This window comes from Vibrio algivorus, assembly GCF_030161215.1.
Taxonomy (GTDB): Bacteria; Pseudomonadota; Gammaproteobacteria; order Enterobacterales; family Vibrionaceae; genus Vibrio; species Vibrio algivorus.
Genome location: NZ_BSPV01000006.1, coordinates 63,947 through 88,102, shown reverse-complemented (window position 1 = coordinate 88,102; position 24,156 = coordinate 63,947). Strand labels below are relative to the sequence as shown.

The 24,156-nt window shown below is 42.0% G+C and carries 17 protein-coding genes; 4 read left to right on the top strand and 13 right to left on the bottom strand.

Going from position 1 to position 24,156, the window contains the following annotated elements:
- The first annotated feature begins 7 nt into the window (after nt 1-7).
- Nucleotides 8-1,390: a DNA repair protein RadA gene (radA, locus tag QQJ93_RS09400; RefSeq protein ID WP_089122453.1), complete on the top strand. Its 1,383-nt coding sequence runs from the start codon at nt 8-10 to the stop codon at nt 1,388-1,390.
- 1,079 nt (nt 1,391-2,469) lie between these two features.
- Here radA and mtgA read toward each other — a convergent pair.
- The gene (gene mtgA / locus QQJ93_RS09395) at nt 2,470-3,159 is read right to left on the bottom strand and encodes a monofunctional biosynthetic peptidoglycan transglycosylase (RefSeq protein ID WP_089122454.1); all 690 of its coding nucleotides are present in this window, start codon (nt 3,157-3,159) and stop codon (nt 2,470-2,472) included.
- Nucleotides 3,160-3,374: 215 nt separating this feature from the next.
- Between mtgA and fusA the strand changes: the two genes are divergently transcribed.
- On the top strand, nt 3,375-5,465 hold the full coding sequence (fusA, locus tag QQJ93_RS09390; RefSeq protein ID WP_089122455.1) for an elongation factor G: 2,091 nt from the start codon (nt 3,375-3,377) through the stop codon (nt 5,463-5,465).
- A 356-nt stretch (nt 5,466-5,821) separates the two neighbouring features.
- On the opposite strand, the gene QQJ93_RS09385 is transcribed toward fusA, so the two are convergent.
- From QQJ93_RS09385 to QQJ93_RS09330, 12 genes are all read right to left on the bottom strand, one after another.
- Entirely contained in the window at nt 5,822-6,034 is a 213-nt protein-coding gene (locus QQJ93_RS09385; RefSeq protein ID WP_089122456.1) for a VF530 family protein, read from the bottom strand.
- A gap of 187 nt (nt 6,035-6,221) precedes the next feature.
- On the bottom strand, nt 6,222-7,850 hold the full coding sequence (locus tag QQJ93_RS09380; protein WP_162497281.1) for an AMP-binding protein: 1,629 nt from the start codon (nt 7,848-7,850) through the stop codon (nt 6,222-6,224).
- Between the two features lie 213 nt (nt 7,851-8,063).
- The gene (chrA, locus tag QQJ93_RS09375; RefSeq protein WP_089122458.1) at nt 8,064-9,254 is read right to left on the bottom strand and encodes a chromate efflux transporter; all 1,191 of its coding nucleotides are present in this window, start codon (nt 9,252-9,254) and stop codon (nt 8,064-8,066) included.
- 147 nt (nt 9,255-9,401) lie between these two features.
- Nucleotides 9,402-10,547: a glycerate kinase family protein gene (locus QQJ93_RS09370; RefSeq protein ID WP_089122459.1), complete on the bottom strand. Its 1,146-nt coding sequence runs from the start codon at nt 10,545-10,547 to the stop codon at nt 9,402-9,404.
- A 20-nt stretch (nt 10,548-10,567) separates the two neighbouring features.
- Nucleotides 10,568-11,929 carry a GntP family permease gene (locus QQJ93_RS09365; RefSeq protein ID WP_089122460.1) on the bottom strand — a complete coding sequence of 454 codons (1,362 nt, stop codon included), beginning with the start codon at nt 11,927-11,929 and terminating at the stop codon, nt 10,568-10,570.
- 178 nt (nt 11,930-12,107) lie between these two features.
- On the bottom strand, nt 12,108-13,244 hold the full coding sequence (locus QQJ93_RS09360) for a sugar diacid recognition domain-containing protein (RefSeq protein ID WP_089122461.1): 1,137 nt from the start codon (nt 13,242-13,244) through the stop codon (nt 12,108-12,110).
- Between the two features lie 100 nt (nt 13,245-13,344).
- Nucleotides 13,345-14,550, bottom strand: a complete 1,206-nt coding sequence (gene pncB / locus QQJ93_RS09355; RefSeq protein WP_089122462.1) for a nicotinate phosphoribosyltransferase — start codon at nt 14,548-14,550, stop codon at nt 13,345-13,347.
- Between the two features lie 288 nt (nt 14,551-14,838).
- Nucleotides 14,839-15,870 (bottom strand): 2,3,4,5-tetrahydropyridine-2,6-dicarboxylate N-succinyltransferase, encoded by a 1,032-nt coding sequence (gene dapD / locus QQJ93_RS09350; RefSeq protein WP_089122463.1) that lies wholly within the window; start codon nt 15,868-15,870, stop codon nt 14,839-14,841.
- Nucleotides 15,871-16,142: 272 nt separating this feature from the next.
- Nucleotides 16,143-16,769, bottom strand: coding sequence for an acetate uptake transporter (locus tag QQJ93_RS09345; protein ID WP_089122464.1), 627 nt, complete (start codon nt 16,767-16,769; stop codon nt 16,143-16,145).
- Nucleotides 16,770-16,881: 112 nt separating this feature from the next.
- The gene (locus QQJ93_RS09340) at nt 16,882-17,664 is read right to left on the bottom strand and encodes a nucleotidyltransferase family protein (RefSeq protein WP_089122465.1); all 783 of its coding nucleotides are present in this window, start codon (nt 17,662-17,664) and stop codon (nt 16,882-16,884) included.
- Nucleotides 17,665-18,005: 341 nt separating this feature from the next.
- Nucleotides 18,006-18,299 carry a YebG family protein gene (locus QQJ93_RS09335; protein ID WP_089122466.1) on the bottom strand — a complete coding sequence of 98 codons (294 nt, stop codon included), beginning with the start codon at nt 18,297-18,299 and terminating at the stop codon, nt 18,006-18,008.
- Nucleotides 18,300-18,381: 82 nt separating this feature from the next.
- Nucleotides 18,382-19,299, bottom strand: a complete 918-nt coding sequence (locus tag QQJ93_RS09330) for a LysR substrate-binding domain-containing protein (protein WP_089122467.1) — start codon at nt 19,297-19,299, stop codon at nt 18,382-18,384.
- Nucleotides 19,300-19,412: 113 nt separating this feature from the next.
- On the opposite strand from QQJ93_RS09330, the gene QQJ93_RS09325 reads away from it, so the two are divergent.
- Nucleotides 19,413-20,405, top strand: a complete 993-nt coding sequence (locus QQJ93_RS09325; RefSeq protein ID WP_089122468.1) for a TDT family transporter — start codon at nt 19,413-19,415, stop codon at nt 20,403-20,405.
- A gap of 89 nt (nt 20,406-20,494) precedes the next feature.
- Nucleotides 20,495-24,040, top strand: coding sequence for an exodeoxyribonuclease V subunit gamma (gene recC / locus QQJ93_RS09320; protein WP_089122469.1), 3,546 nt, complete (start codon nt 20,495-20,497; stop codon nt 24,038-24,040).
- Nucleotides 24,041-24,156: the final 116 nt, after the last annotated feature.

The following is a 24,156-nucleotide window of genomic DNA, read 5'->3' as shown; positions in this document are numbered from 1 at the left end:
TTTCTTCATGGCGAGTAAAGCAAAACGAGCGTATGTCTGTAATGACTGTGGTGCGGATTTTCCACGTTGGCAAGGGCAATGTAATGCCTGTGGTGCATGGAACACAATTACAGAAGTTCGTTTAGCCGCTTCACCTCAAGTGGCGCGTAATGAGCGTTTATCTGGTTATGCTGGTTCGGTGTCTGATGCACAAGTGCAGAACTTATCAGAAATTGATTTGCAAGAAGTACCACGTTTTTCGACAGGCTTTAAAGAGTTTGACCGTGTACTAGGTGGTGGGATTGTTCCTGGTGCAGCGGTATTGATTGGTGGTAATCCAGGTGCAGGTAAAAGTACATTATTATTGCAAACTGTATGTCGTTTAGCAGCACAAATGCCAACCTTATATGTCACAGGTGAAGAATCTCTACAACAAGTGGCAATGCGTGCCTCACGTCTTGGTTTGCCTAAAGAACACTTGAAAATGCTTTCAGAAACCAATGTGGATAAGATTTGCCAGATAGCAGAAAGAGAACAACCTAAAATTATGGTGATTGATTCTATTCAAGTGATGCACGTTGCTGATGTTCAATCATCACCGGGCAGTGTTTCTCAAGTCCGTGAATCGGCAACAACCCTGACTCGTTATGCCAAGCAAAATAATGTTGCGGTATTTTTGGTGGGGCACGTCACCAAAGATGGCACCTTAGCTGGCCCAAAAGTGCTAGAACATATTATTGACTGTTCTGTATTACTTGATGGTAGCGCAGATAGCCGCTTTAGAACTTTGCGTAGTCATAAAAACCGTTTTGGGGCGGTAAATGAACTTGGTGTATTTGCCATGACGGGGCAAGGCCTAAAAGAAGTCAGTAATCCTTCAGCTATTTTCTTATCACGTGGTGATGAAGAAACCTCTGGTAGTTCAGTGATGGTGGTATGGGAAGGTACTCGTCCAATCTTGGTTGAGATTCAAGCGTTAGTCGATTATTCACAGCTTTCCAATCCTCGCCGTGTTGCAGTGGGGCTTGATCAAAACCGTCTTTCAATGTTGTTAGCTGTGCTTCACAAGCATGGCGGCTTGCAAATGGCGGATCAAGACGTATTCGTCAACGTGGTTGGTGGGGTTAAGGTTGCCGAAACCAGTGCTGATTTAGCATTATTAATGGCGCTGCTATCTAGCTTTAAAGACCGTCCATTACCTAAAGATGTCGTGGTGTTTGGTGAAGTTGGTTTAGCGGGTGAAATTCGTCCTGTACCAAGTGGCCAAGAGCGTTTGATGGAAGCCTACAAACACGGCTTTAAAAAAGCGATAGTCCCTGCCGCTAACATGCCAAAAGGTGGGATTGCTGGCATGCAGATCCATGGCGTGAAGAAGTTATCGGAAGCCATTGAAGCGTTTGAGGAATTGTAAGAATAAGGTTTCTAGGGGCTGGTTTCTAAGAGATGGGATGCTAGTCCCTGGTTCCTAGTCCCTAGGTGGTGTCGCTGAATATTTACAGTAATAAAAATAGAAAACTTCACTTGCTTTAATATGGTAAGCAAGCGAAGTTGTCCTCCAGGAACCAGGAACCAGGAACCAGGAACCAGGAACCAGGAACCAGGAACCAGGAACCAGGAACCAGGAACCAGGAACCAGGAACCAGGAACCAGGAACCAGGAACCAGGAACCAGGAACCAGGAACCAGGAACCAGGAACCAGGAACCAGGAACCAGGAACCAGGAACCAGGAACCAGGAACCAGGAACCAGGAACCAGGAACCAGGAACCAGGAACCAGGAACCAGGAACCAGGAACCAGGAACCAGGAACCAGGAACCAGGAACCAGGAACCAGGAACCAGGAACCAGGAACCAGGAACCAGGAACCAGGAACCAGGAACCAGGAACCAGGAACCAGGAACCAGGAACCAGGAACCAGGAACCAGGAACCAGGAACCAGGAACCAGGAACCAGGAACCAGGAACCAGGAACCAGGAACCAGGAACCAGGAACCAGGAACCAGGAACCAGGAACCAGGAACCAGGAACCAGGAACCAGGAACCAGGAACCAGGAACCAGGAACCAGGAACCAGGAACCAGGAACCAGGAACCAGGAACCAGGAACCAGGAACCAGGAACCAGGAACCAGGAACCAGGAACCAGGAACCAGGAACCAGGAACCAGGAACCAGGAACCAGGAACCAGGAACCAGGAACCAGGAACCAGGAACCAGGAACCAGGAACCAGGAACCAGGAACCAGGAACCAGGAACCAGGAACCAGGAACCAGGAACCAGGAACCAGGAACCAGGAACCAGGAACCAGGAACCAGGAACCAGGAACCAGGAACCAGGAACCAGGAACCAGGAACCAGGAACCAGGAACCAGGAACCAGGAACCAGGAACCAGGAACCAGGAACCAGGAACCAGGAACCAGGAACCAGGAACCAGGAACCAGGAACCAGGAACCAGGAACCAGGAACCAGGAACCAGGAACCAGGAACCAGGAACCCATCAATCCATTTCCTTCAAATACCCTAATCCCAACTGATTCATCTGAGTTTCTATCCAATCGACACGTTGCCAGACATAAGGTGTTGGGTTTTGCACATGAAACTTATATGGATTGGGAAGCACTGCGGCTAATCGAGCGGCTTGTGACATCGACAATTGGCTGGCTGGAATTCCATAATAATGTAGGCTGGCAGCTTGTACGCCAAAAATGCCTGGGCCAAATTCGACTATATTGAGATAAATTTCTAGAACTCTAGATTTTCCCCATTCCAACTCAACCAATAAACTGAGATAGGCTTCCAGCGCTTTGCGGAAGATATCTTTACCTGGCCAGAGATATAAATTTTTAACCGTTTGTTGGGTTAAAGTACTGGCACCACGAAAGCGCTCGCCAGAAATCATGTCTGCAATGGCTTTTTGAGTTGAAACAAAATCAATACCGTAATGTTTTGGAAAACGTTGATCTTCTGAAGCGATCACTGACAGTTGCATATATGGGGAGATATTGTCTAAATTTACCCAGTCACTGAGGGAGTAGTGACGATATTGTTCCGGTGGAAACCAAGCACGTTGCACTTTCCAGCTCCATACGAACGGGTTGATAAATTTAAGTGGCAAAGTGATGACGATGCTAAAAACGAAAAAAGAGATTAATATTCGTATTATCCATTTTTTTAACCACTGACTCATGCGCTTCCTTTGCTTGAATATATTTAAAATAGAATAATGTGAAGCCATTAGAATAGCGAGAGTTTGAGAAAAAGCTAACGGATTAATGACGAAGTTACTCAGGTATCACTCGAGTGAAAAAAGATTTTTTATCCAAATGCACGCAGGGGATATCAGTCTTGACAGATTGTGTTATACTCTGCGCGAACTTTATATCCTATTAATAGAGTAAGACAATGACTGACTTATCAAAATACAGAAACATTGGTATTTTTGCGCACGTTGATGCGGGTAAAACTACCACGACTGAGCGTATCCTTAAGCTGACTGGTACTATCCACAAAACGGGTGAAGTACATGATGGCGAATCAACTACTGACTTCATGGAGCAGGAAGCTGAGCGCGGTATTACAATCCAATCAGCAGCGGTAAGTTGTTTCTGGAAAGACCACCGTTTCAACGTTATCGACACCCCGGGACACGTTGACTTTACAGTAGAAGTATATCGTTCTCTTAAAGTTCTTGACGGCGGTATCGGTGTATTCTGTGGTTCTGGTGGTGTTGAACCACAATCAGAAACTAACTGGCGTTACGCGAACGAATCTGAAGTAGCACGTATCATTTTCGTAAACAAACTGGACCGTATGGGTGCAGATTTCTACCGTGTAACTGAGCAAGTACGTAAAGTACTTGGCGCAACTCCATTAATCATGACTCTACCAATCGGTATCGAAGATGATTTCAAAGGTGTTGTAGACGTTCTTTCTCGTAAAGCGTACATCTGGGACGAAACTGGTCTTCCAGAAAACTACACTGTTGAAGATGTTCCTGCGGACATGGTTGACGATGTTGAGCAATACCGTGAAGAGATGATCGAAACGGCTGTTGAGCAAGACGACGAACTAATGATGGCTTACATGGAAGGTGAAGAGCCTTCTGTTGAAGAAATCAAACGTTGTATCCGTAAAGGTACTCGTGATCTAGCGTTCTTCCCAACATACTGTGGTTCAGCGTTTAAAAACAAAGGTATGCAACTAGTACTTGATGCGGTTGTTGATTACCTACCTTCTCCAACTGAAGTTGATCCTCAACCTCTTATGGATGAAGAAGGCAACGAAACTGGCGATCACGCTATCGTTTCTGCTGATGAAACTTTCAAAGCGCTAGCATTCAAAATCATGGATGACCGTTTTGGTGCCCTAACTTTCGTTCGTATTTACTCTGGTAAATTGAACAAAGGTGACACCATCTTGAACTCGTTTACAGGTAAAACTGAGCGTGTTGGCCGTATGGTTGAGATGCAAGCTGATGACCGTAAAGAGCTATCTTTCGCTCAAGCAGGTGACATCATTGCTATCGTTGGTATGAAGAACGTGCAAACTGGTCACACTCTATGTGATCCTAAGCACCCAGTAACTCTAGAACCAATGGTATTCCCAACTCCAGTAATCTCGATTGCTGTACAGCCTAAAGATAAAGGCGGCTCAGAGAAAATGGGTATCGCGATCGGTAAAATGGTTGCAGAAGATCCATCTTTCCAAGTTGAAACTGACGAAGATTCAGGTGAAACCATCCTTAAAGGTATGGGTGAACTTCACTTAGATATCAAAGTAGACATCTTGAAGCGTACTTACGGTGTAGATCTAATCGTTGGTCAACCTCAGGTTGCTTACCGTGAAACTATCACTAAAGAAATTGAAGATAGCTACACGCATAAGAAACAGTCTGGTGGTTCTGGTCAATTCGGTAAGATTGATTACCGTATTAAGCCTGGCGAGCAAAACTCAGGCTTTACGTTCAAATCTACCGTTGTTGGTGGTAACGTACCGAAAGAATTCTGGCCTGCAATCGAAAAAGGTTTTGCTGGCATGATGGACCACGGTGTTCTAGCTGGCTTCCCAACGTTAGACGTTGAAGTTGAACTATTTGATGGTGGTTTCCACGCAGTCGATTCATCTGCAGTAGCATTTGAAATTGCAGCGAAAGGTGCATTCCGTCAATCTATGCCTAAAGCTGGTGCTCAACTTCTTGAGCCTATCATGGCTGTAGATGTGTTCACTCCTGAAGATCACGTTGGTGATGTTATCGGTGACCTTAACCGTCGTCGTGGTATGATCAAAGACCAAGAAGCTGGCGTTACAGGTGTTCGCATCAAGGCTGACGTACCACTTTCAGAAATGTTCGGTTACATCGGTTCTCTACGTACAATGACTTCTGGTCGTGGTCAGTTCTCTATGGAGTTCGCACACTACGCACCATGTCCTGCAAACGTATCAGAGCAAGTAATTGCTGACGTTAAAGCACGTAAAGAAGCTGAGAAGAAATAATTCTTTTCGCTGATTAAAGCTTAATAAAAACCCGCTAGAGATAGCGGGTTTTTTGTTTTTTAGACCGCAGAAATGTTAAGAAAAATGCGATTCGAATCTCGGGCGTTTCACTGCTCGAAGTGGTTTCGGGATACGAGAACGCTTTGCTCGAGAGCCGAAAAGCAGAGCGTAGAAATAACAAAAAGCATCATCCTGAAAAGCGACGTAGGAGCGTAGTTCAGGATCTCCTAAAGGGATTGCTGGATAAAAATTTAGAAATATCATTGACATAATTTGCGAGCATTTAAACTTTTCTCGCAACTCGCAACTCGCAACTCGCAACTCGCAACTCGCAACTCGCAACTCGCAACTCGCAACTATTTTTTCAAATCAATATACAACTGTTCAACCTTGGTTCTTGCCCACTCAGTTTTACGTAAAAACTTTAAGCTCGACTTAATACTTGGATCCGATTGAAAACAGCGAATGTTAATCATCTGGCCTAATTGTCCCCAGCCATAGTGTTGTACTAATTCCGTTAAAAGTTTTTCAAGAGTAATTCCATGTAGAGGGTTGTTACTTTGGGTCATGTTAGGACAAGCCTGCAATAAAATAAGATGTGCCGAGTATAGCAAGTAGGAGAGGGAATATAAGAATATTTTGAACAATAAGATATTGACAGTAAATGGAAGCTTGGAAAAATTTGACCCGAGACCCGAGACCCGAGACCCGAGACCCGAGACCCGAGACCCGAGACCCGAGACCCGAGACCCGAGGTTACTCCTCCCAAACAACAAACTTATCACTTGGCCAATTGGCTCCAACGTCGTGATATTTTTTCTCTAGTACATGACGCTTGATTTTTAGAGTAGGCGTTAGAATTCCATTTTCGATACTCCACGGTTCTTTAATCATCAGAACCCCTTTGATCTTGGCGTGTGATTCTAAACCGTCATTGATTTGATTGATTATCTTAACTGTTTTGCGTTCATATCGATCACGATCAAAGTTCTTAAATGAATGAGGAATAACCAGTAAAATTGGTGCTGGTAAGCCTAAGCCAATTAAGCACATCATTTCGACTCGAGAATGCTCAAAGATTTTTTTCTCAATTGGCACTGGTGAGACAAACTTGCCTTTGGCGGTTTTGAACGTGTCTTTTTTACGTCCTTCAATCGATAAATAACCCTCATCATCTAGGCTACCAATATCGCCTGTATGCAACCATCCTTCATCATCAAAGGACTCTTTTGTTGCTTCATCATTTTTATAATAGCCAGCGAATAAACCTTTACCGCGAACCATGATCTCTTGGTCATCGGCAATGCGAACATCAACCCCTGGACCTACTGCGCCAACTGTACCGATTTTATCAGCGCGGAATGGGTAGTTAATGGTGCTATAAGCGAAGGTTTCCGTCATGCCCCATGCTTCGGTAATATTCATTCCAACACTACGATACCAATGTAATAACGAAGGGGAAATCGGCGCAGAGCCACAACCTAAAACGCGAGCATTTTCTAATCCTAACCCTGCAATGATCTTTTTCTTCACAATGCTATTTAAGAAAGGTATTGCAAGTAGGATGTTGAGTTTTTTCTGTGGCATTTTTTCCAAAATACGTTGCTGGAAAACTGTCCATAAACGAGGCACAGAAATAAATAAAGTCGGCTTGTGAGCTTTAACATCATCAATAAAAGTATCAAGACTTTCTGCAAAGCTGGTTGGTACTCCTCCTAATACAGAAGAACCAAAAACATAGACACGTTCGGTAATATGGGCGAGTGGTAAATAAGAAAATAGTCGGTCGTTTTCTTGCAAACCAATGTGCTCGACAATTTTTGATGCACACCACGCGAAGCCGCCATAAGTCAGCATTGCACCTTTAGGTAAGCCAGATGTGCCTGAGGTGTACACTAAAGACATCAGCGTCTCGTCGTTGTGCTGAGGTCGCTCTGTGCTAGGTTGGTGGCTGTCAATTAAAGTATTGAAATTATATTGGCATGTTGGTGCACTGTCATAAGGTAAAGAAATAGAGATGAGTTGCTGATGCTTGCCTAACACTTCTAGCGTGGCTACATCATCATCGAGTTTACCGACAATTATCGCTTTAGCTTCACTGTGAGTCAGGCAATGTTCAATGGTGTCACTGCCCGCAGTAGGGAAAATAGGTACGCTGACGTAGTCACCTAGCATTAAGGCTAAATCACAAATAAACCACTCTGCACAGTTCTTCGAAAGTAAGGCAACTTTATCTTTAGGCTCTAGACCTAAACCTCTTAATGCCGACACTAGGCTCAACGCTTGATCGGCCACTTCGCGATAAGTGAATTCTTTAATTTCACGGTTAATTGGCTGAGTGAGGTAAACATCATTAGGTCGCTCTTCTGCCCATTTTAAAATCATTTCATGGGGAAATTGAGCGTTATTTTTTTGTTGTTGATTAAGTTCAGTCATCATTTCCGCCTTTTATTACAAGTTATTAACACTTTTAGGCTATTAATGATCAAAGAACAATAATACTAAGGTCCAACCAGTGAAATGTTGTGAAGTGAAACATCAATTTGATTGTAACTATTTCTATCAGGTAAGGTTTTTGAAGTCACTTGGGTATAGATATTAATAAGTAAATACTGATATCCCACAACCGACAGTCGCAAATGAAGTAACAAGAGCAATAATCGGAACTTTAATACTACGTAATACAAAAATACCAGAGACCACCACCAGCATATCGAGTGAATGGCCCACGGCCGATACAAAGATAGGTTGATATAAAGCTGCCATTAATAAGCCGACTACTGCGGCATTTACGCCCGCGACCATAGGTAGCACATGACTACGTTGGCTAAAGTTCTGCCATTGTTTCAATAATCCAATAATTAATAAAAACCCCGGAAGAAAGATCATTAGTGTGGCTAATAACGCACCAATAATTGGCATGTTCGGTAGCAATACATAGCCAAGGTAAGTGGCAAAAGTAAACATTGGGCCTGGCATTGCTTGAGCGGCGGCATAACCAGCCATAAAAGTATCATTGGATAATTGGCTACCCACGGTCGATTGCAATAGTGGTAACACGACATGGCCACCACCAAACACTAGGCTACCTGCTGAGAAAAAATCTTGCAGCATACTTGTGAGCATATTGGTTGTTGGCCAAGAAATGGAGAACAAGAATAAACCAACAAAAAGCGTTAACGCCAATTTTTCCGATAGAGATAGGTTGATTGAATTTGCTGTTGAGGTGTTGCTTGCGGGGTGCTTAGTGACAGTATTTGGGATAGAAGTGGCATTATAAAAATAGCCAATGCCTGCTGCTATGACTAAACAAATAATTTGGCTAATGGCAGAGGGCCACAGTAAGCACACACAAGTTGTGAATACACATAAAGCTTGATGTCGTTTGTGTTGGCAAAACTGTTTGAACATAGTGTAAGTTGCATCAAACACTACCACGACAGCTAATAATTTGAGCCCATGAATAACACCTTGTATCCAAGTGTTATCTAACCATTGTTGGCTAAATGCAGCGATAGCGATCATTAATGCGATAGAAGGTGTGGTGAATCCAAGAAAGGCGGCAATTCCGCCTAATAGACCACCACGCTGATAACCAATTGAAAAACCAATTTGGCTAGAGCCTGGGCCAGGTAAAAATTGGCTTAAAGCAATGAGTTGAGCGTATTCGGACTCAGTGAGCCATTGTCGTTTTTCAACAAATGCAGTACGAAAGTAACCAATATGAGCCGCTGGGCCGCCAAAGCTTACCCAGCCTAGTAGAAAGAAGATTTTAAATAAGTCGAACATGAAGTCAAAATGATAAAGAAAATATTTGGGTATATTGACTATAGTTTATGACAGTAGAGTGAAGGGCGTTATTAATACTCGAATCTCGGGCGCTTTGCTGCTCGTAACTCGGAAAAGCAAAAGCGCGAATCGAGTACCGAAAACCGATTATCTTTTTATTCCTATCCTGACTGTTCTCGCCACATTCTCTGCCAAATTCGCCATGTTAACTTCAGCTTCAGCAAAAGCGGCTTCTAAATCAAATGGTCTTGGAATCGCTGCAAACACTGCATCAATACCATGATCGTAAACCGCTTGGTAGTTATCGCCGACACAGCCTGCCAGTGCGATTACTGGAAGATAAAATTTCTTTGCCGCTTGAGCAATCCCAACGGGGGTTTTTCCGTGGGCGCTTTGCCAGTCAATTCTACCTTCACCGGTAATCACCAGATCAGCATCTTGTAGATGATCTTCAATTGATAGCGTTTCTAATACAATGGCGATCCCCGGTTTTAAAGTGGCAGAGGTAAATCCTAAGAAGGCCGCACCAAGCCCGCCGGCAGCCCCAGATCCTGCTTTATCTTTAACTTGCCTTTCCAGTTGAGAAGCAATTAAGTCAGCATAGTCACTTAAAGCGTTATCGAGCAACTTGGTGTCTTCTTCTGTTGCCCCTTTTTGTTTGCCAAAGGTCGCTGTCGCACCGTGTTCTCCACACAGTGGATTATCCACATCACTGGCAATCACGATTTCACAATCGGCAAGCTGAGGATGTAGACCGTCAATATTGATCGATTTAATTTGTGTAAGGCCAATGCCATTACCAGAAATAAGATGGCTGTTACTGTCGAGAAACTTAACGCCTAATGCTTCTAACATGCCCATTCCACCGTCATTAGTAGCACTTCCTCCTAGCCCAATTATCAATTTCTTAGCACCATTTTCTAACGCATGTGCAATCAGCTCTCCAGTGCCAAAGCTGGTGGTGATTTTTGGATCGCGCTGAGCAATCGGTACATGATGTAAACCACTTGCCGCTGCCATTTCAATCACAGCGGTGTGGTCTAATTCGCCACCTAGTCGACCATAAAAAGCGTTGACTTGGTGGCCAAGAGGCCCTGTTACAACACAATCAATAATTTCTCCTTGAGTCGCATCGACTAAAGATTGCACCGTCCCTTCACCACCATCAGCTAGTGGGATATGTACATACTCAACGTCCTGCCAAACTCGCTTCAGCCCGGTTTCAATGGCTTGGCAAACTTGCTTAGCGGTTAAGCTTTCTTTAAACGAATCGGGAGCAATAATGATTTTCATACTAGGACCTCAAGTAAAAGTTAAAGTAACACTAGGCTTAATAAGTAAACTAACAACATAGCAGTGACACCTTGAACTAGGGTTGCCATGGTTTGAGCTCGATATGCCAAGCCTACACTCATACGGCTAAATTGGGATACGACCCAAAAGAAGCTGTCATTGGCATGAGAGACCGTCATCGCACCAGCACCAATCGCCATAACGGTTAATACTCGCCCCATTTCTGAATCTAAGCCTAATTGAGCCAATAAAGGAGCAACTAGTGCAGAGGTAGTCACTAAGGCAACGGTTGAAGAACCTTGAGCCGATTTGAGTGCAGCTGCCACAATAAATGGCATAAAGATACCGACGCCTAAAGCTGAAAGAGTAGTCCCTAAATATTCGCCAAGTGGTGTTGCTTTTAAAACTGCACCAAATGCACCGCCAGCACCCGTGATGAGTAGAATAGGAGCAGCAGCTACAATACCTTGGCTAATCCTTTCGCTAAACTCAGTAATTTTTTGTTCTGACTTTAGAAGGCGAGTTGCTAATAAAAGTCCAATAAACAACGCAGTTAAAGGTTGGCCGAGAAAAGCGAGAGTTGCTTGAAAATTGCCACTGCCAAGTGGTTGGCTAGGGAAGTTTGCGATAGAAGCAAAACAAATTAAGACAATAGGAACAAAAATAGGTGCAAAAGCTTGAGTTGGTGATGGAAGAGTTCCGTATGATGCTTTCAGTGTTTGCCAGTCTTGATTTTCAGCAGGCGTTAGATCGTCGTTTTCAATACCATCAGGTTCTACATCTGAGAAGCGACTCGCCCACAGCATACCTGCAATAGCAGCGACTGCTGCAACAAAAATACCTACACCAATCACAAGACCTAAATTTGACTCTAAACCTAGGTTACCAGCTGCTGCAATAGGACCTGGAGTTGGTGGTACAAAGGTGTGGGTAGCATATAAACCGGTGGCTAGAGCGACACTCATTGCAACGCTAGAAGTTTGCATGCGTTTTGCTAATGATTCTTTTAAGGAGTTTAGAATAACAAACCCCGAATCACAAAAAACAGGAATGGATACTAAGTAGCCAATGATAGACATCGTTAAGGTGGGGAATCTTTGCCCTAAGCACTTAATAACACTATCAGCCATAGTAATTGCAGCGCCACTTTTCTCTAAAATAACGCCAATAATAGTACCTAGCACAATGACTAAACCAATGTAACCTAAGATACCACCAAAGCCAGAAGCAATCGTTTTTGCAATAGACTCAGGAGGTAGACCGTAGGCAAATGCTGCTATAAATGCAGACATTAACAGTGCTAAGAAAGGGTGAATTTTAAATTTTGTAGTCGTAATGACGATAAACGCGATTACGGCTAAGAGGATTAATATCAGACTCATCGTAGGGTAACTCCATGTTTTAATTATTATGCTACGAGAGGATCGGTTTCTCCGATTTTGGGTTGGGATCTCGTAGTTTTATTATTATCAATGAAGTCTTCCAAAATTACTTTGGACACTTAGCCAAATTACATGTCGATAAATTGTACTGATTTTGTTCGTTTGACTAGTTTTTCGATTATTGTGTGATCTGGCAAGCAATATAGAGTTCGACTAATCCGGTGAAGTTATGTGGGGATATTTGAGTAATGCTTTCAATTTTATTTAATCGATAGCGTAGGGTGTTTCTATGGATATACAAGCTATTAGCGCATTGAGACAGGTTTCCTTGATGTTCAAATAAGCTGTATAAAGTTTTGATTAATTGACCAGAACGATCTTGGTTTTTGAGTTTAATAATCGCGTTACATAACTGTGCACCTTGCCAGTTTTCTTTTAATGGTGAAAGAAGCACTGGCATGCGCAGTTCTTCAAACAGATGTTTGGTTTGTTTCGGTTGGTAGTGTTTGCCTAACGTGAGTACTTGTTGAGCACTTTGAAATGATAGGGGCATATCCATGACGGAAGGAAAGTATTCGCCTAGTGCAATATGAAGGTGGTGAATGTCGTGTTGTTGTAGCTTATGAATGAGTTGATCAATACGTTTACTTTCAAGAGTGTAGTCCCAACGTTCAGCCGCTTGTTGGCATGGCTTAAGAACCAGGATTTGGTTCATTGCAACGACAGCGACTAAGTTATTGCGCTCAGGGTATTCAAGCAATTCCACTATTTTCCTGATGGTATCGAGCTGGTTTTGGTTAGAGGTTTCGCTGATTTCAATTAACACGGCAACTCGTGGTTGTTCAATATTAATCGATAAGCGTTGTGCCCAGCTTTCAAGCGCCTCTTTGGTTAATTCATTATTCACCCAAGAAGAAATAAACTCTTCTATATGGCGTTTATCCCATTGTAATTGTTCAATCAATAATGATCGCTCGATGATCATCTCTGAAGTCATTTTGACCAAGGCTGCATAGTTGCGGATCTCATCAGGGTTTCCGGTTATGCCTACCACACCAATAATAGTGTCATCATGCTTTAGGACTAAGTTAATGCCCGGCTTAACCCCTTTTAAGTTCTGACTAGTTTGTCGAGTAATTTCAGTGGTGTCACCATGTTGGATTGCTAGCAAAGCGCCATCGTGCAATTGCCCAATTCGATCAGGTTCTCCGCTACTGATTATGATGCCTCGATCATTCATAACGTTGATGTTGGTATCGATAATAGCCATGGTCCGATCAACGATTTGCTGGGCAAGTTGGGTATCTAGGTGCATAAAAAAGCCGATAGAAAAGTATGTATATTAAAACATTAACCTAGTCGGCTTTTTTCGTCATAATGAAGTAATAAATTTGTGAATATGCACAAATAATGGCTTAGCTTGCTAAATGAAAAGCTTGTTTCAATGTTTGTAAATATGCTTCATCACGGCACATGCTTTTTCCTGGTTCATCGGAAATTTTCGCCACGGGTTTACCTTGGCAGGCGGTGAGTTTAAGTACGATGTTGAGGCTATCCACATTTGGGATATCGCAGGTTAATTTAGTACCAATTCCAAAGCTGGTTTGAATGCGTTGGGCAAAATGTTGGTATATCTCTATAGCTTTGGCAAGTGATAACCCATCTGAAAACACCAACACTTTAGATTTAGGATCTATCCCCAGTTTCTCATAGTGAGCAATTGCTTTTTCTCCCCATTCAATTGGGTCACCACTGTCATGGCGTAAGCCCAGAAATGTATTAGCAAGACTTGGAGTGAAATCGCGCAGAAAAGCATCCATGTTTATGCAATCGGTCAGCGCAATGCCTAATGTATCAGGGTATTCTTTTATCCAATTATGCAATGCTAATTGTTGTGAGCTGGCAAGATCGCCTGTTAATTGCTGATGTGCTTGAAACCATTCATGAGCTTGAGTGCCGACGGGGTTTAATCCTTTGCTAAAGGCTAGGTAGTAATTCGACGTGCCATCAAATTGAGGGAAATACTCTATCAACTGGTCGACAATATTAGCTTGTACTGCTTTAGATAAACGACGACGAGTACCGAAATCGATTAAAGAAAAGCCAGACATATCTAGGGTTGATTTATCTTGTTTGAGTAATTTTAGCTTGTGGTGTAAATGCTGGCTCGCTTGTTCAACATTAGCTTGTGGGTAACGAGTTCGTCCTCGAATTTCACTGATAATTGCTAGCAGTGGTACTTCCCATAAAATCACATCTAACCATTTACCGCGAATTGTTATTTGTAGTTGATTGTCACCTTTACGTACTTCGACGTTACTTTGTTGAAAATGAAATGAAGATAAGTACTCAAGGTAATCGTTTTCAAAGAAGGGGAGTTGCGCAAGGTAGTTTAGCTCTTCGGATTGAAACCTCAGCTGACATAAGTGATCAATTTGCTGTAATACTTCTTCGAAATATGGACGCAAATCTTCCTGGCTTCGGCAATGAAATTCAGCGACCACTTCAACGTTAGGATATTGGTGAAATACCGCTTGCTGCATATGCAATTTATAAGCATCAGTATCCAGTAGTGATGTGATGATCGGTTGTGAGTGAGGTGTAAAAGAAGAAACGGTCATAGACAATATTTAATGAGGAGATTATCAGAGTAGTGTACTCGATCTTGCTTCAATTGAAAAAGTTGCTCATAAAAATAGGCTTGTACAGCGACTATAGTATTTGGCCTATAATGTTCTAAAAGCTTTTAGAATATAGTAACCCTTCCTTGGTTTAGATATAAAAAATCCCGCTAAAGTGACGGGATTTCAATTGGTTAAACTGTACAGCTTTTTATCATGTTCAGGTTAGTAGGTATTTAACCTAGCATAACCCTAAAGCTATTTTTCTATTATCAAACACCAATATAATTAGTTATTTGAATGCAGCTCGCTGTTTAACTCAACCGCAGATTTATTGGTTAAGCATTCAATCTTGCCGGTTACAGAGTTACGGCGGAATAGTAGGTCTGGTTTGCCAGCGAGATCGCGCGCTTTGGCAACTTCTACTTCATTACCTGAAGCGTCAAGCATAGTCACTTTAGTACCAGCTGTGATGTAAAGACCTGACTCAATCGTACAACGATCACCTAGTGGGAAACCAAGACCTGCGTTGGCACCTAGTAGGCTGTTCTCACCAATTGAGATCACAACTTTACCACCGCCAGATAGTGTACCCATGATTGAAGCACCACCACCGATGTCCGAACCTTCGCCAACCATAACGCCAGCAGAGATACGACCTTCAACCATGCTCACACCTGTTGTACCAGCATTAAAGTTGATGAAACCTTCGTGCATTACAGTTGTGCCTTCGCCGACGTGTGCACCAAGACGTACTCGGGAGGTATCAGCAATACGAACACCAGTTGGAACAATGTAATCAACCATTTTCGGGAATTTATCAACACAATCGACAGTGAGAGTTTCGCCATTTAAGCGAGCTTCAATTTGGCGACTTGCTAGTTCTGGTAAGTCGATAGGGCCTTGGTTCGTCCATGCAATGTTATGAAGTAGACCAAAGATACCATCAAGTACGATGCCATGTGGTTTAGCTAAACGATGTGAAATAAGTTGAAGTTTTAGGAAACCTTCCGCAACTGAGCTTGGTTGCTCATCTTTAGCAAGAATAACTAACACTAGAGGCTGAGAAGATTGAGCGGCTTTTTCGGCAAAATCGGCATTAGCAATGTCACCATTTGCTGCAAATGCAGTCGATAGTTCACCAGCAAGCTCATTGCTGATTTCAATCGCTTGGTTGCCTTCTGAGTATCCTGAAACTTGTGCTATCGCTGCAACAAGTGCGTCTGATGGGGTTAATACAGGGCTTGGAAAAAATGCTTCGATGATTTTACCATCACGGTTTTTGGTAGCCGTACCAAAGGCAAGTGCGAAATGTGCCATTTAAAAATCTCTCCATATAAAGTAAAGGGTAAACGCAAATTTACCGATTGAATTGTATACCTAAGTAACTTCAAGGTGCGAGTTTCAGCAACAATAAAACAAGCTTTAGACAAGGCAAATTGAAAAAGATTTGGATAATAGCTCTGAATTTTGCATCTTGAAGGCACTTGGGTATAAATGCTATTTCCAATCATAATGATTGCTAGCCAGTGTGGAAAGGCTTGAAAGGAAAATAATCAATATTGGTGTGCATTATTATTCATGTTTGCTTGTCATTCTTTGGTCTTTGTTAAAAGATTCATTCCAATGGGCAGAAAATATACGCCTAGTTCTTGTTGGAGTATTTTTGCAACCGCTAAATAAAAAGCACAACAACCGCATAAGATCCCAACCAAACTTGCCATTGTATTAATGGATGGGGATGGAATAAATTGATGCAGTGCTAACAGAAGATACAAAAGTGCTAAAGAGGTAAAAATGACGAAATCTATCAAGCTTAATTGACGAGCGATGATAGCCATGATGCTAGTAAATATTCCCCATAACAGGAAATAACACCCAATTAATGCTGTTGGAGGTGTTAGAGAAACATTCAATAAAGGAAATAATAAGATCCCGACATAAGACAGCCAATAGAGCCCGTAGGCACTAAAAGTGATCCCCACAAAAGTATGACCTTGTTTGTACTCGACCAATCCGATAAAAAGCTGAGTTCCTCCACCAAAAATAAGTGCCATTGAAATGATTAATGCATTTAGTGGAAATAACCCGAGCCCATGTAAATTCACCAATATACTGGTCAAGCTAAACGCAAATAGCCCTAATGGCGTGTAATCAATAGAAGAGGATTTCATAGGATGAGTTGGTTGATTATTGAACGATGCAAATAGTAATAGCACTCTAATTGATTTGTGTAAACAATTTAAATTAAAATTGTATACAACTTAGGGTGCTTTCTTTAAGAGGTGATTAATTAAAGGGATTGATATCGCTCCCCATTCTATTTGTCACTTACGCTGCCTGATCTAAAGCGGGTGGCGTTAAGTAATATTGCCAAACATCATGATATAAGCTTAATGATTGATTTCTAAGTTGATCTACCTTGCCTTTTTCAATCTCATTGAGATTTCGGTTTTCAAGCATTGCGGTGCGTTCTATATGCTGAATTTGTTCGTAAAGAATATGTTCTTCACCATTTTTTATCTTGGCAATTTCTTCTAAGTGAAATTGAACTTCGGTGATGAGTTGCGACTTAGGCAGTTGGACAAGTACTTTTAAATCACGATACCCAGAAGGGTTGGGATTTTTAAAGCGGTTTTTTACTTCAATAATCGTCGCTTGTTGTTGCAGTTGTTCAAAAGCCGTCACTAAGCTCGGTATATTTTGGGAAACAATAGTCGCTCTTGCTAAATCAGTGATTTTATTTGCTTCACCATTTAACTCTTTGTCTATTTTTATGCTGGCTCTTTCTTTTGATTTCACACCTGAAAATAAAGGCGTAGTTTGGGTATTCAGCGCGATACTTTTACATAAAACTTCTAGCTCATTTTGAGCAATCGGTGCCCGTTGATACAGGACCTCAAAGTCGTTGCTAAATTGCTGGAAGTGTTGTGGGGCAATATCAGGAATGCTGTATAAGCCACTTAAGGAATGTTTAAAGGCTTGTGGGCAAGCTTCATTGATTTGCGGACGCGTTTGAGAAGACGACTGCGTCAATTGAGCCGCGAGAGCGACCGCTGGTGTACGTGTTAGCAACAGCAACATAAGGGTTGATGTGCGTAAAAGAAACTTCATAAGCAACCTCAGTCTGACAAAAAAATATGAGAACTAAAAGTTGTATACCCTTGCATTATTAGCTGTTGCTTTGTTGACGGCATTTATTCACTGCAACGTTAATGATTTTGGGTATTGTCTGATCGCTTAGTTTATTTATGTGGGCGAATTAGGGAATTACAATAGCAGTTTGAAAATAAGAGTAGTGTGACAGGCGCTAAGCTTTATCCATAAAGAAATCATGGCTTTGTAAAGAATTGTAAGGGTTGTAAAAAGTGATAGTAAAAATACCCAAATATGTAAAAAAACTAGATGTTTTTAACTCATATTTGGGTATTAAAATTTTAGAACGAGATTAAAGATTAAGCGGCTTCGCTATCTTTATCTTCAGTTGCTTTTGGTGTTTTGGCTTTTTTCTCAGTAGGGCGACGTTTCGCACCTAGTGCAAAGAGTACTTCATCTTTGTTTTGGGCAAGGAACATAGATAACTCTTCTTTTTGGTTATCATCTTCAATAATCTTGCTATTTTCCAACAAAGTGAAAAGCTCGTCCGCCATATCCAACATTTTGTCATAAGCGTCAGCTTCAGCCTTGGAAGTAAAAGTCATCTTTTCTTCTCCGTTGCGTTCCACCACGTACTTGACGATTACAGCCATGGTTATCCTCGTATGCAATTTTTGAATGAATTTAACTGTTTTTTTATACAGTTATTTGTGACTAATGTCCAGTAGTTATCTACTATTTGGCACTGCTTTTCAATGATTCGAGCATTTTCCAATCAGTGCAAAACTGCATAAAGGTTTTGAGTAGTGGGCTTTGGTATTTTTCTTTATGTACTAATAGCCAAAAACGACGAGTCATATCAAGGGGGACTTTAAGTTCTACTACGCGACTATTTTCAAGAGCCGATTGAGCCGCTAAGCGAGATAAGCATGCTAGGCCAAGATTAGCAGAGGTGGCGTTAATAATGGCTTCTGTAGTATTTAATTGAAATGATTCGGTCCAGATTTCAATACGTGGTGCCACGGTGCGTAAGAAAAATTCTCGAGTTCCCGAACCTGCTTCACGTAATAACCACTGAGTATTTTCAAAGTCTCTCGCAAGTACCGTATCTTGTTTTGCCAAAGGATGACTAGGTGCGCAGATGATGCACATTTCATCTTGGTTCCAAGGCTGCATTAACAACTGATCGGATTGCACTTTACCTTCAACTAAGCCGAGATCGAGTTCGTAGTCGGTTAACTTGTCACAAATTAAACTGGTATTGGAAATTAATAAGCTTTGCTGTTGATGTTGTGAATGCTGACGAAAATCACGTAGTAGATAAGGTACAACTTGGTTGCCAACCGTATCACTGGCACCGATTTTTAATTGCCCGTGTAATGCCTGATCAAAGGTAAACATATGTTGTATATCTTCACTGCGGTGTAGTAACTCATCGGCTAAAGGCAGTAGGCGCTTGCCTTCTTGATTTAATACTAAACGGTTATTCACACGGTCAAATAATACGTGGCCGAGTTGTTTTTCTAGTTCACCTAATGACAAGCTCACCGCGGCTTTAGACAGAAATAACTTTTTGGCAGCTTCAGTTAAGGTTTCCTGTTGAGTTAAAGCAGTAAAGACTTTGAGTTGTTTGAGGGTGACATTGCTCGCCATAGGTTTTATCTCGTTTTGTTTTTATTAACGCGCGTTAAATATAATTAGATATATCTAAACAATGAGCAAGTTTATTATTACTGCATCGGTAACATATACCCCGTGAGGTAATCATGAATCAGACATTTAAAAACTTAGTAAGTGGTGCACCAACCCCAATGGCAGGTTTGGCACTCGGTATCGCTAGTTTAGGCTGGTGTTGGGAAAATGCCCTAACACTTAACGGCCATGCTCAACACTGGAGTGCAGGGATTGCGTCGGTTTTATTATTGATCTTAGCCATTAAGTTTATCTTTCACCCGAAATTGCTCGCCAATGATCTTGCCCATCCAGTGGTCGGCAGTGTCGTGCCGACATTCTCAATGGCAACAATGATAGTATCAAGCTCAATTGGTCATTTTAACCCAGTTTTAGGTGACAGTTTGTGGTTATTCGCGGTAGCGCTACATATTATTTTCTTAACCACATTTATTTACCACAGAGCAAAAGAATTTGAAGTCCACCATATGGTGCCGAGTTGGTTTGTACCGCCGATTGGTATCATTGTGGCCGATGTTTCGTACTCAGGTACCCCAGCACTTTCTTGGATTGCTTATTCTGTATTGGTTTTTGGTATAGCATGCTATGCAGTGATGTTGCCAATCATGATTTATCGCTTTATTTTCTGCCAAGAAGTCCCTGATGCAGCAAAACCAACCTTGGCGGTTATGGCTGCACCTGCAAGCTTATCATTAGCTGGCTATTTGACCTTCAGCTCTGAACCATCATTACTGCTAGTGATGGTATTAATGTCGATTGCGATCTTGATGACGATTCTAATTTATCTTTCATTTTTTACTTTGCTGAAACTACCATTTAGCCCAGGTTATGCCGCTTTTACTTTTCCAATGGTAATTGGTGCTACCGCGTTATTTAAAACTTCTCATTGGATGTCAACGATGGAAGTATTAACTCAATATGCCCATCAAATACAGTTTCTTGCAGTGATAGAACTAGTGGTTGCTACTTTGATTGTGGCTTATGTAGGGTTGCGTTACTGGATGTTTTATACTCCACATAAAGCATTTGTTTCAGAGCATAATTCTCACACTTTAGAGAGCTTATAATTGAAAGAATAATTTCAGCTAAACATTTCAATTAAACAAAGCACTTATGCTAACCTGTGGGTATCTAAACCCCGTAGCGTGAGTGCCTTGTGTTTACTGTTTACCATTCCAATCAAGTTGATGTTTTAAAGTCTTTACTGGTCGAACTTATCCGTTTAAACCCGTTGGACAATCCATTCCAATCAGAACAAATTTTGGTACAAAGCCCCGGTATGTCGCAATGGCTAAAAATGGAGCTTGCTAAAGAATTTGGTGTGGCAGCTAATCTCGAATTTCCTCTTCCTGCGACTTTCATTTGGAATTTGTTTACACAAGTTTTGCCTGATGTTCCTAAGCGTAGTGCATTCAATAAAGATGCAATGACCTGGAAGTTAATGCAAATACTGCCAACTCAACTAGAACGTGAAGAATTCTCACCGTTAAAGCGTTATTTAGAACAGGATGAAGATCAGTCTAAGCGTTATCAATTAGCTGAAAAAATTGCCGATATTTTTGATGGTTATTTAGTTTATCGCCCTGAATGGATCGCTGCGTGGGAGGCGGGAGAAACCGTTAAAGAGCTCAATGGTGAGCACCCTTGGCAGCCTATTTTATGGCAAGCCTTATACGATCAAACAGTCTCGCTAGGTCAATCGCCTTATCATCGTGCCAATTTGTATGAACACTTTATTGATATGCTGGAGAGCTACGTTGGCGATTTAAGTCAACAAGCGAGTTTGCCTAAGCGTTTATTTGTGTTTGGTATTACTGCATTACCACCTCGTTATATGGATGCGTTACGTGCTCTGGGTGAACATATCGATGTACACCTAATGTTTACTAACCCTTGTCGTTACTATTGGGGAGAAGTACGCGATCGCAAATACCTAGCCAAATTGGCTGCTAAATCTCGTCAAATAGTGCATAGCGAACAATCATCGGCTTGGCTAAAAGGTTCTATTGAACAAAATGCGCTAACAGAATCTGAAACCTTGCATATCAAAGACGCGGTGGGGAATAGCCTACTTGCTTCAATGGGTAAATTAGGTCGCGATAATCTGTATTTATTATCTCAGCTGGAAGCTAATGAAATTGATGCCTTTATTGAAAGCAAACCGGATAATTTATTGCATGCGATTCAGCAGGATATTTTAGAGTTACGCGAGCACCAAGATGACGAATTATCCGCGACGACAAGTCGTTATAAGCCAGTGGTTGCACTAGATGATACTTCAATACAATTGCATGCTTGTCATAGTCCAATGCGTGAAGTTGAAGTGCTGCATGACCGTTTATTGGCGATGTTTGATGCCGATCCGGACTTAAACCCGCGCGATATTATTGTGATGGTAGCGGATATTAACGCTTACAGTCATGCGATTCAGGCCGTATTTGGGAATAGTGCTGGTAATGCCTCTGGTGAGCGCTATATCCCTTATTCGATTTCTGACCGCAGCGTTGATCAAGAAAACCCAATTCTACTTGCCTTTATGCGCCTGATGTCGTTACCAATGCGCCGTTGTCAGGCAACTGAGTTGCTTGAGTTATTAGAAGTTCCAGCGGTGATGCAGCGTTTTTCGATTAGTGATGATGAGTTTGAACGAGTCACACAATGGATCCAACAAGTAGGCATTCGTTGGGGGTTAGATGAGAAAACCGCACCACAATTTGAACTACCTAGTCATAAGCAAAACACTTGGTTATTTGGTATTGAGCGAATGTTACTCGGCTATGCTATGCCAGAATCGGCCGGCTTGTATCAAATGGGTGAGCAGCAGATTGCCGCCTTTGATGAAGTGCAAGGCCTAGATGCAGAGCTTGCTGGTAAATTAGCGAGTTTTGTTAGCTTATTACAGCAATATCGCGACTGTTTATCTCAAGCACAGTCGTTTTCTAATTGGCAGCAATATTTGTTGTCGATGCTAGAAGACTTTTTTTTAGTAGAGATAGAAGGCGAGGTCGTGCTTGGCTCAATAAGAGAATGTATTCAACAACTCAGCCAACAATTACATGATGCTGGTATTTCTCAAGATGAAAAGATTTCTCCGCAAGTGCTCGAACAATATCTGAAAAATCACCTTTCGAATGCCAGAGTCAGTCAGCGCTTCTTAGCCGGGCAAGTGAATTTTTGTACCTTGATGCCAATGCGTTCCATTCCTTTTAAAGCAGTGTGTTTGCTCGGGATGAATGATGGTTTGTATCCGCGTAGTGTTGCGCCAGAAGGCTTTGATCTGATTAACGGACGTACCCGCCATGGTGACCGATCTCGTCGAGATGACGATCGTTACTTATTTTTAGAGGCTTTGTTATCTGCTCAGCAGTATTTATATATCAGTTATGTAGGCCGTTCGATTCAAGATAACAGCGATAAAGAGCCATCAGTGCTGGTGGCGGAATTATTGGAATATTGCCAACAAAACTACACGCTTTCTCAGCATAAAGAGTTACCAAGCGATCAATCTGGTCATGCGTTAGTGGAACATTTAACGCATATTCATCCTTTAGTGCCTTTCAGTATCAAAGCGTTTGATGGTAGTGATGCCGCGCTCGCGAGTTATGCTAAAGAATGGTTGCCAGCCGTACAGCAAGCGAGTCAGCAGCCAGCAAGTGAAACTCAGACACTGCCATTTATTCAGCCACTAGAGCCTTATTATTTACAGTTGGATAAAGAGGCCAACGGGCAATATTGGCTTGAACTGCAAGAATTGCTACGTTTTTGGCGCTTGCCAGTGAAGTACTTCTTCAATCAACGTTTAAAGAGTTATTTAGATATTAGTCCATTATCGGTCAATCAAATTGATGATGAACCTTTTGTCATTAATGGCCTTGATAATTACTGGTTTGGCGAAAATTTACTTGAACAATGGCTGCAATCACCAGAGCCTAACTTAGAAAACTTTGAGAGTTGCGCTAAAGCGTATTTGCAGCAGTATCAAGCGAAAGGGCAATTGCCGATGTCGGGCTTTGGTGAATTGGCCTCACAAAGCTTATTAGCAAATATCCAACCTTTAGTTTCCCGCTTATTGCCTTATCTTGCCGAACCTAAAGCCGATGTGGAGATCGCTATTGAATTTGAATTAACGCTAGGTGGTGGCAAACAAACCCATCACCTAGCAGGTTGGCTGACAGGGCAATATCAACGAGGTATGTTGCGTTATCGGAGTGGCGGAATTCACAGTGCGAATTTATTAGGCTACTGGCTTGAACATTTATGCTTAAACGCAAGTGGGCACTCACTCTCTAGTCACTTATTTGGTGTGCGAAAAGGTAAGGTTCAGCAGCTTGAGTTACAACCGTTAAGTTCAGAACAAGCCAAACACTATTTAAAATCTTTACTGGAAGCCTACTATCAAGGTATGGATGAACCCTTGTGGTTTGCTCCAAAATGCGCTTTTGCTGGTATAGAGCAAGGTTATGATAAGCAAGGACAATGGCTTGGTTTTGAGGATGAAGACGTTAGACAAAAAGCTTATCAAGCAATGGAAAATACCTTTAACGATAATTTTGTTTCGCTAGGAGAAGGTAGTGATCACTATATTCAACGAGTTTGGAAAGAGTGGGATCGCGAGCTTGCTGAATCATTACTTCAAAAAGCGCAGCAATGGTTATATCCACTGATGGAACATTGCCAAGATCTTAGTGATGATGACTCGTGATGAATAAGCATGTGAATGATTCAGAAAAAGAAATGCCGCCAGCAAGTCATTATAGTGTAGGGCGCTTGCTGGGCGGCGGAGAGTCGAGGTGATCGTTTTGTTTCTGTCTACTTTTT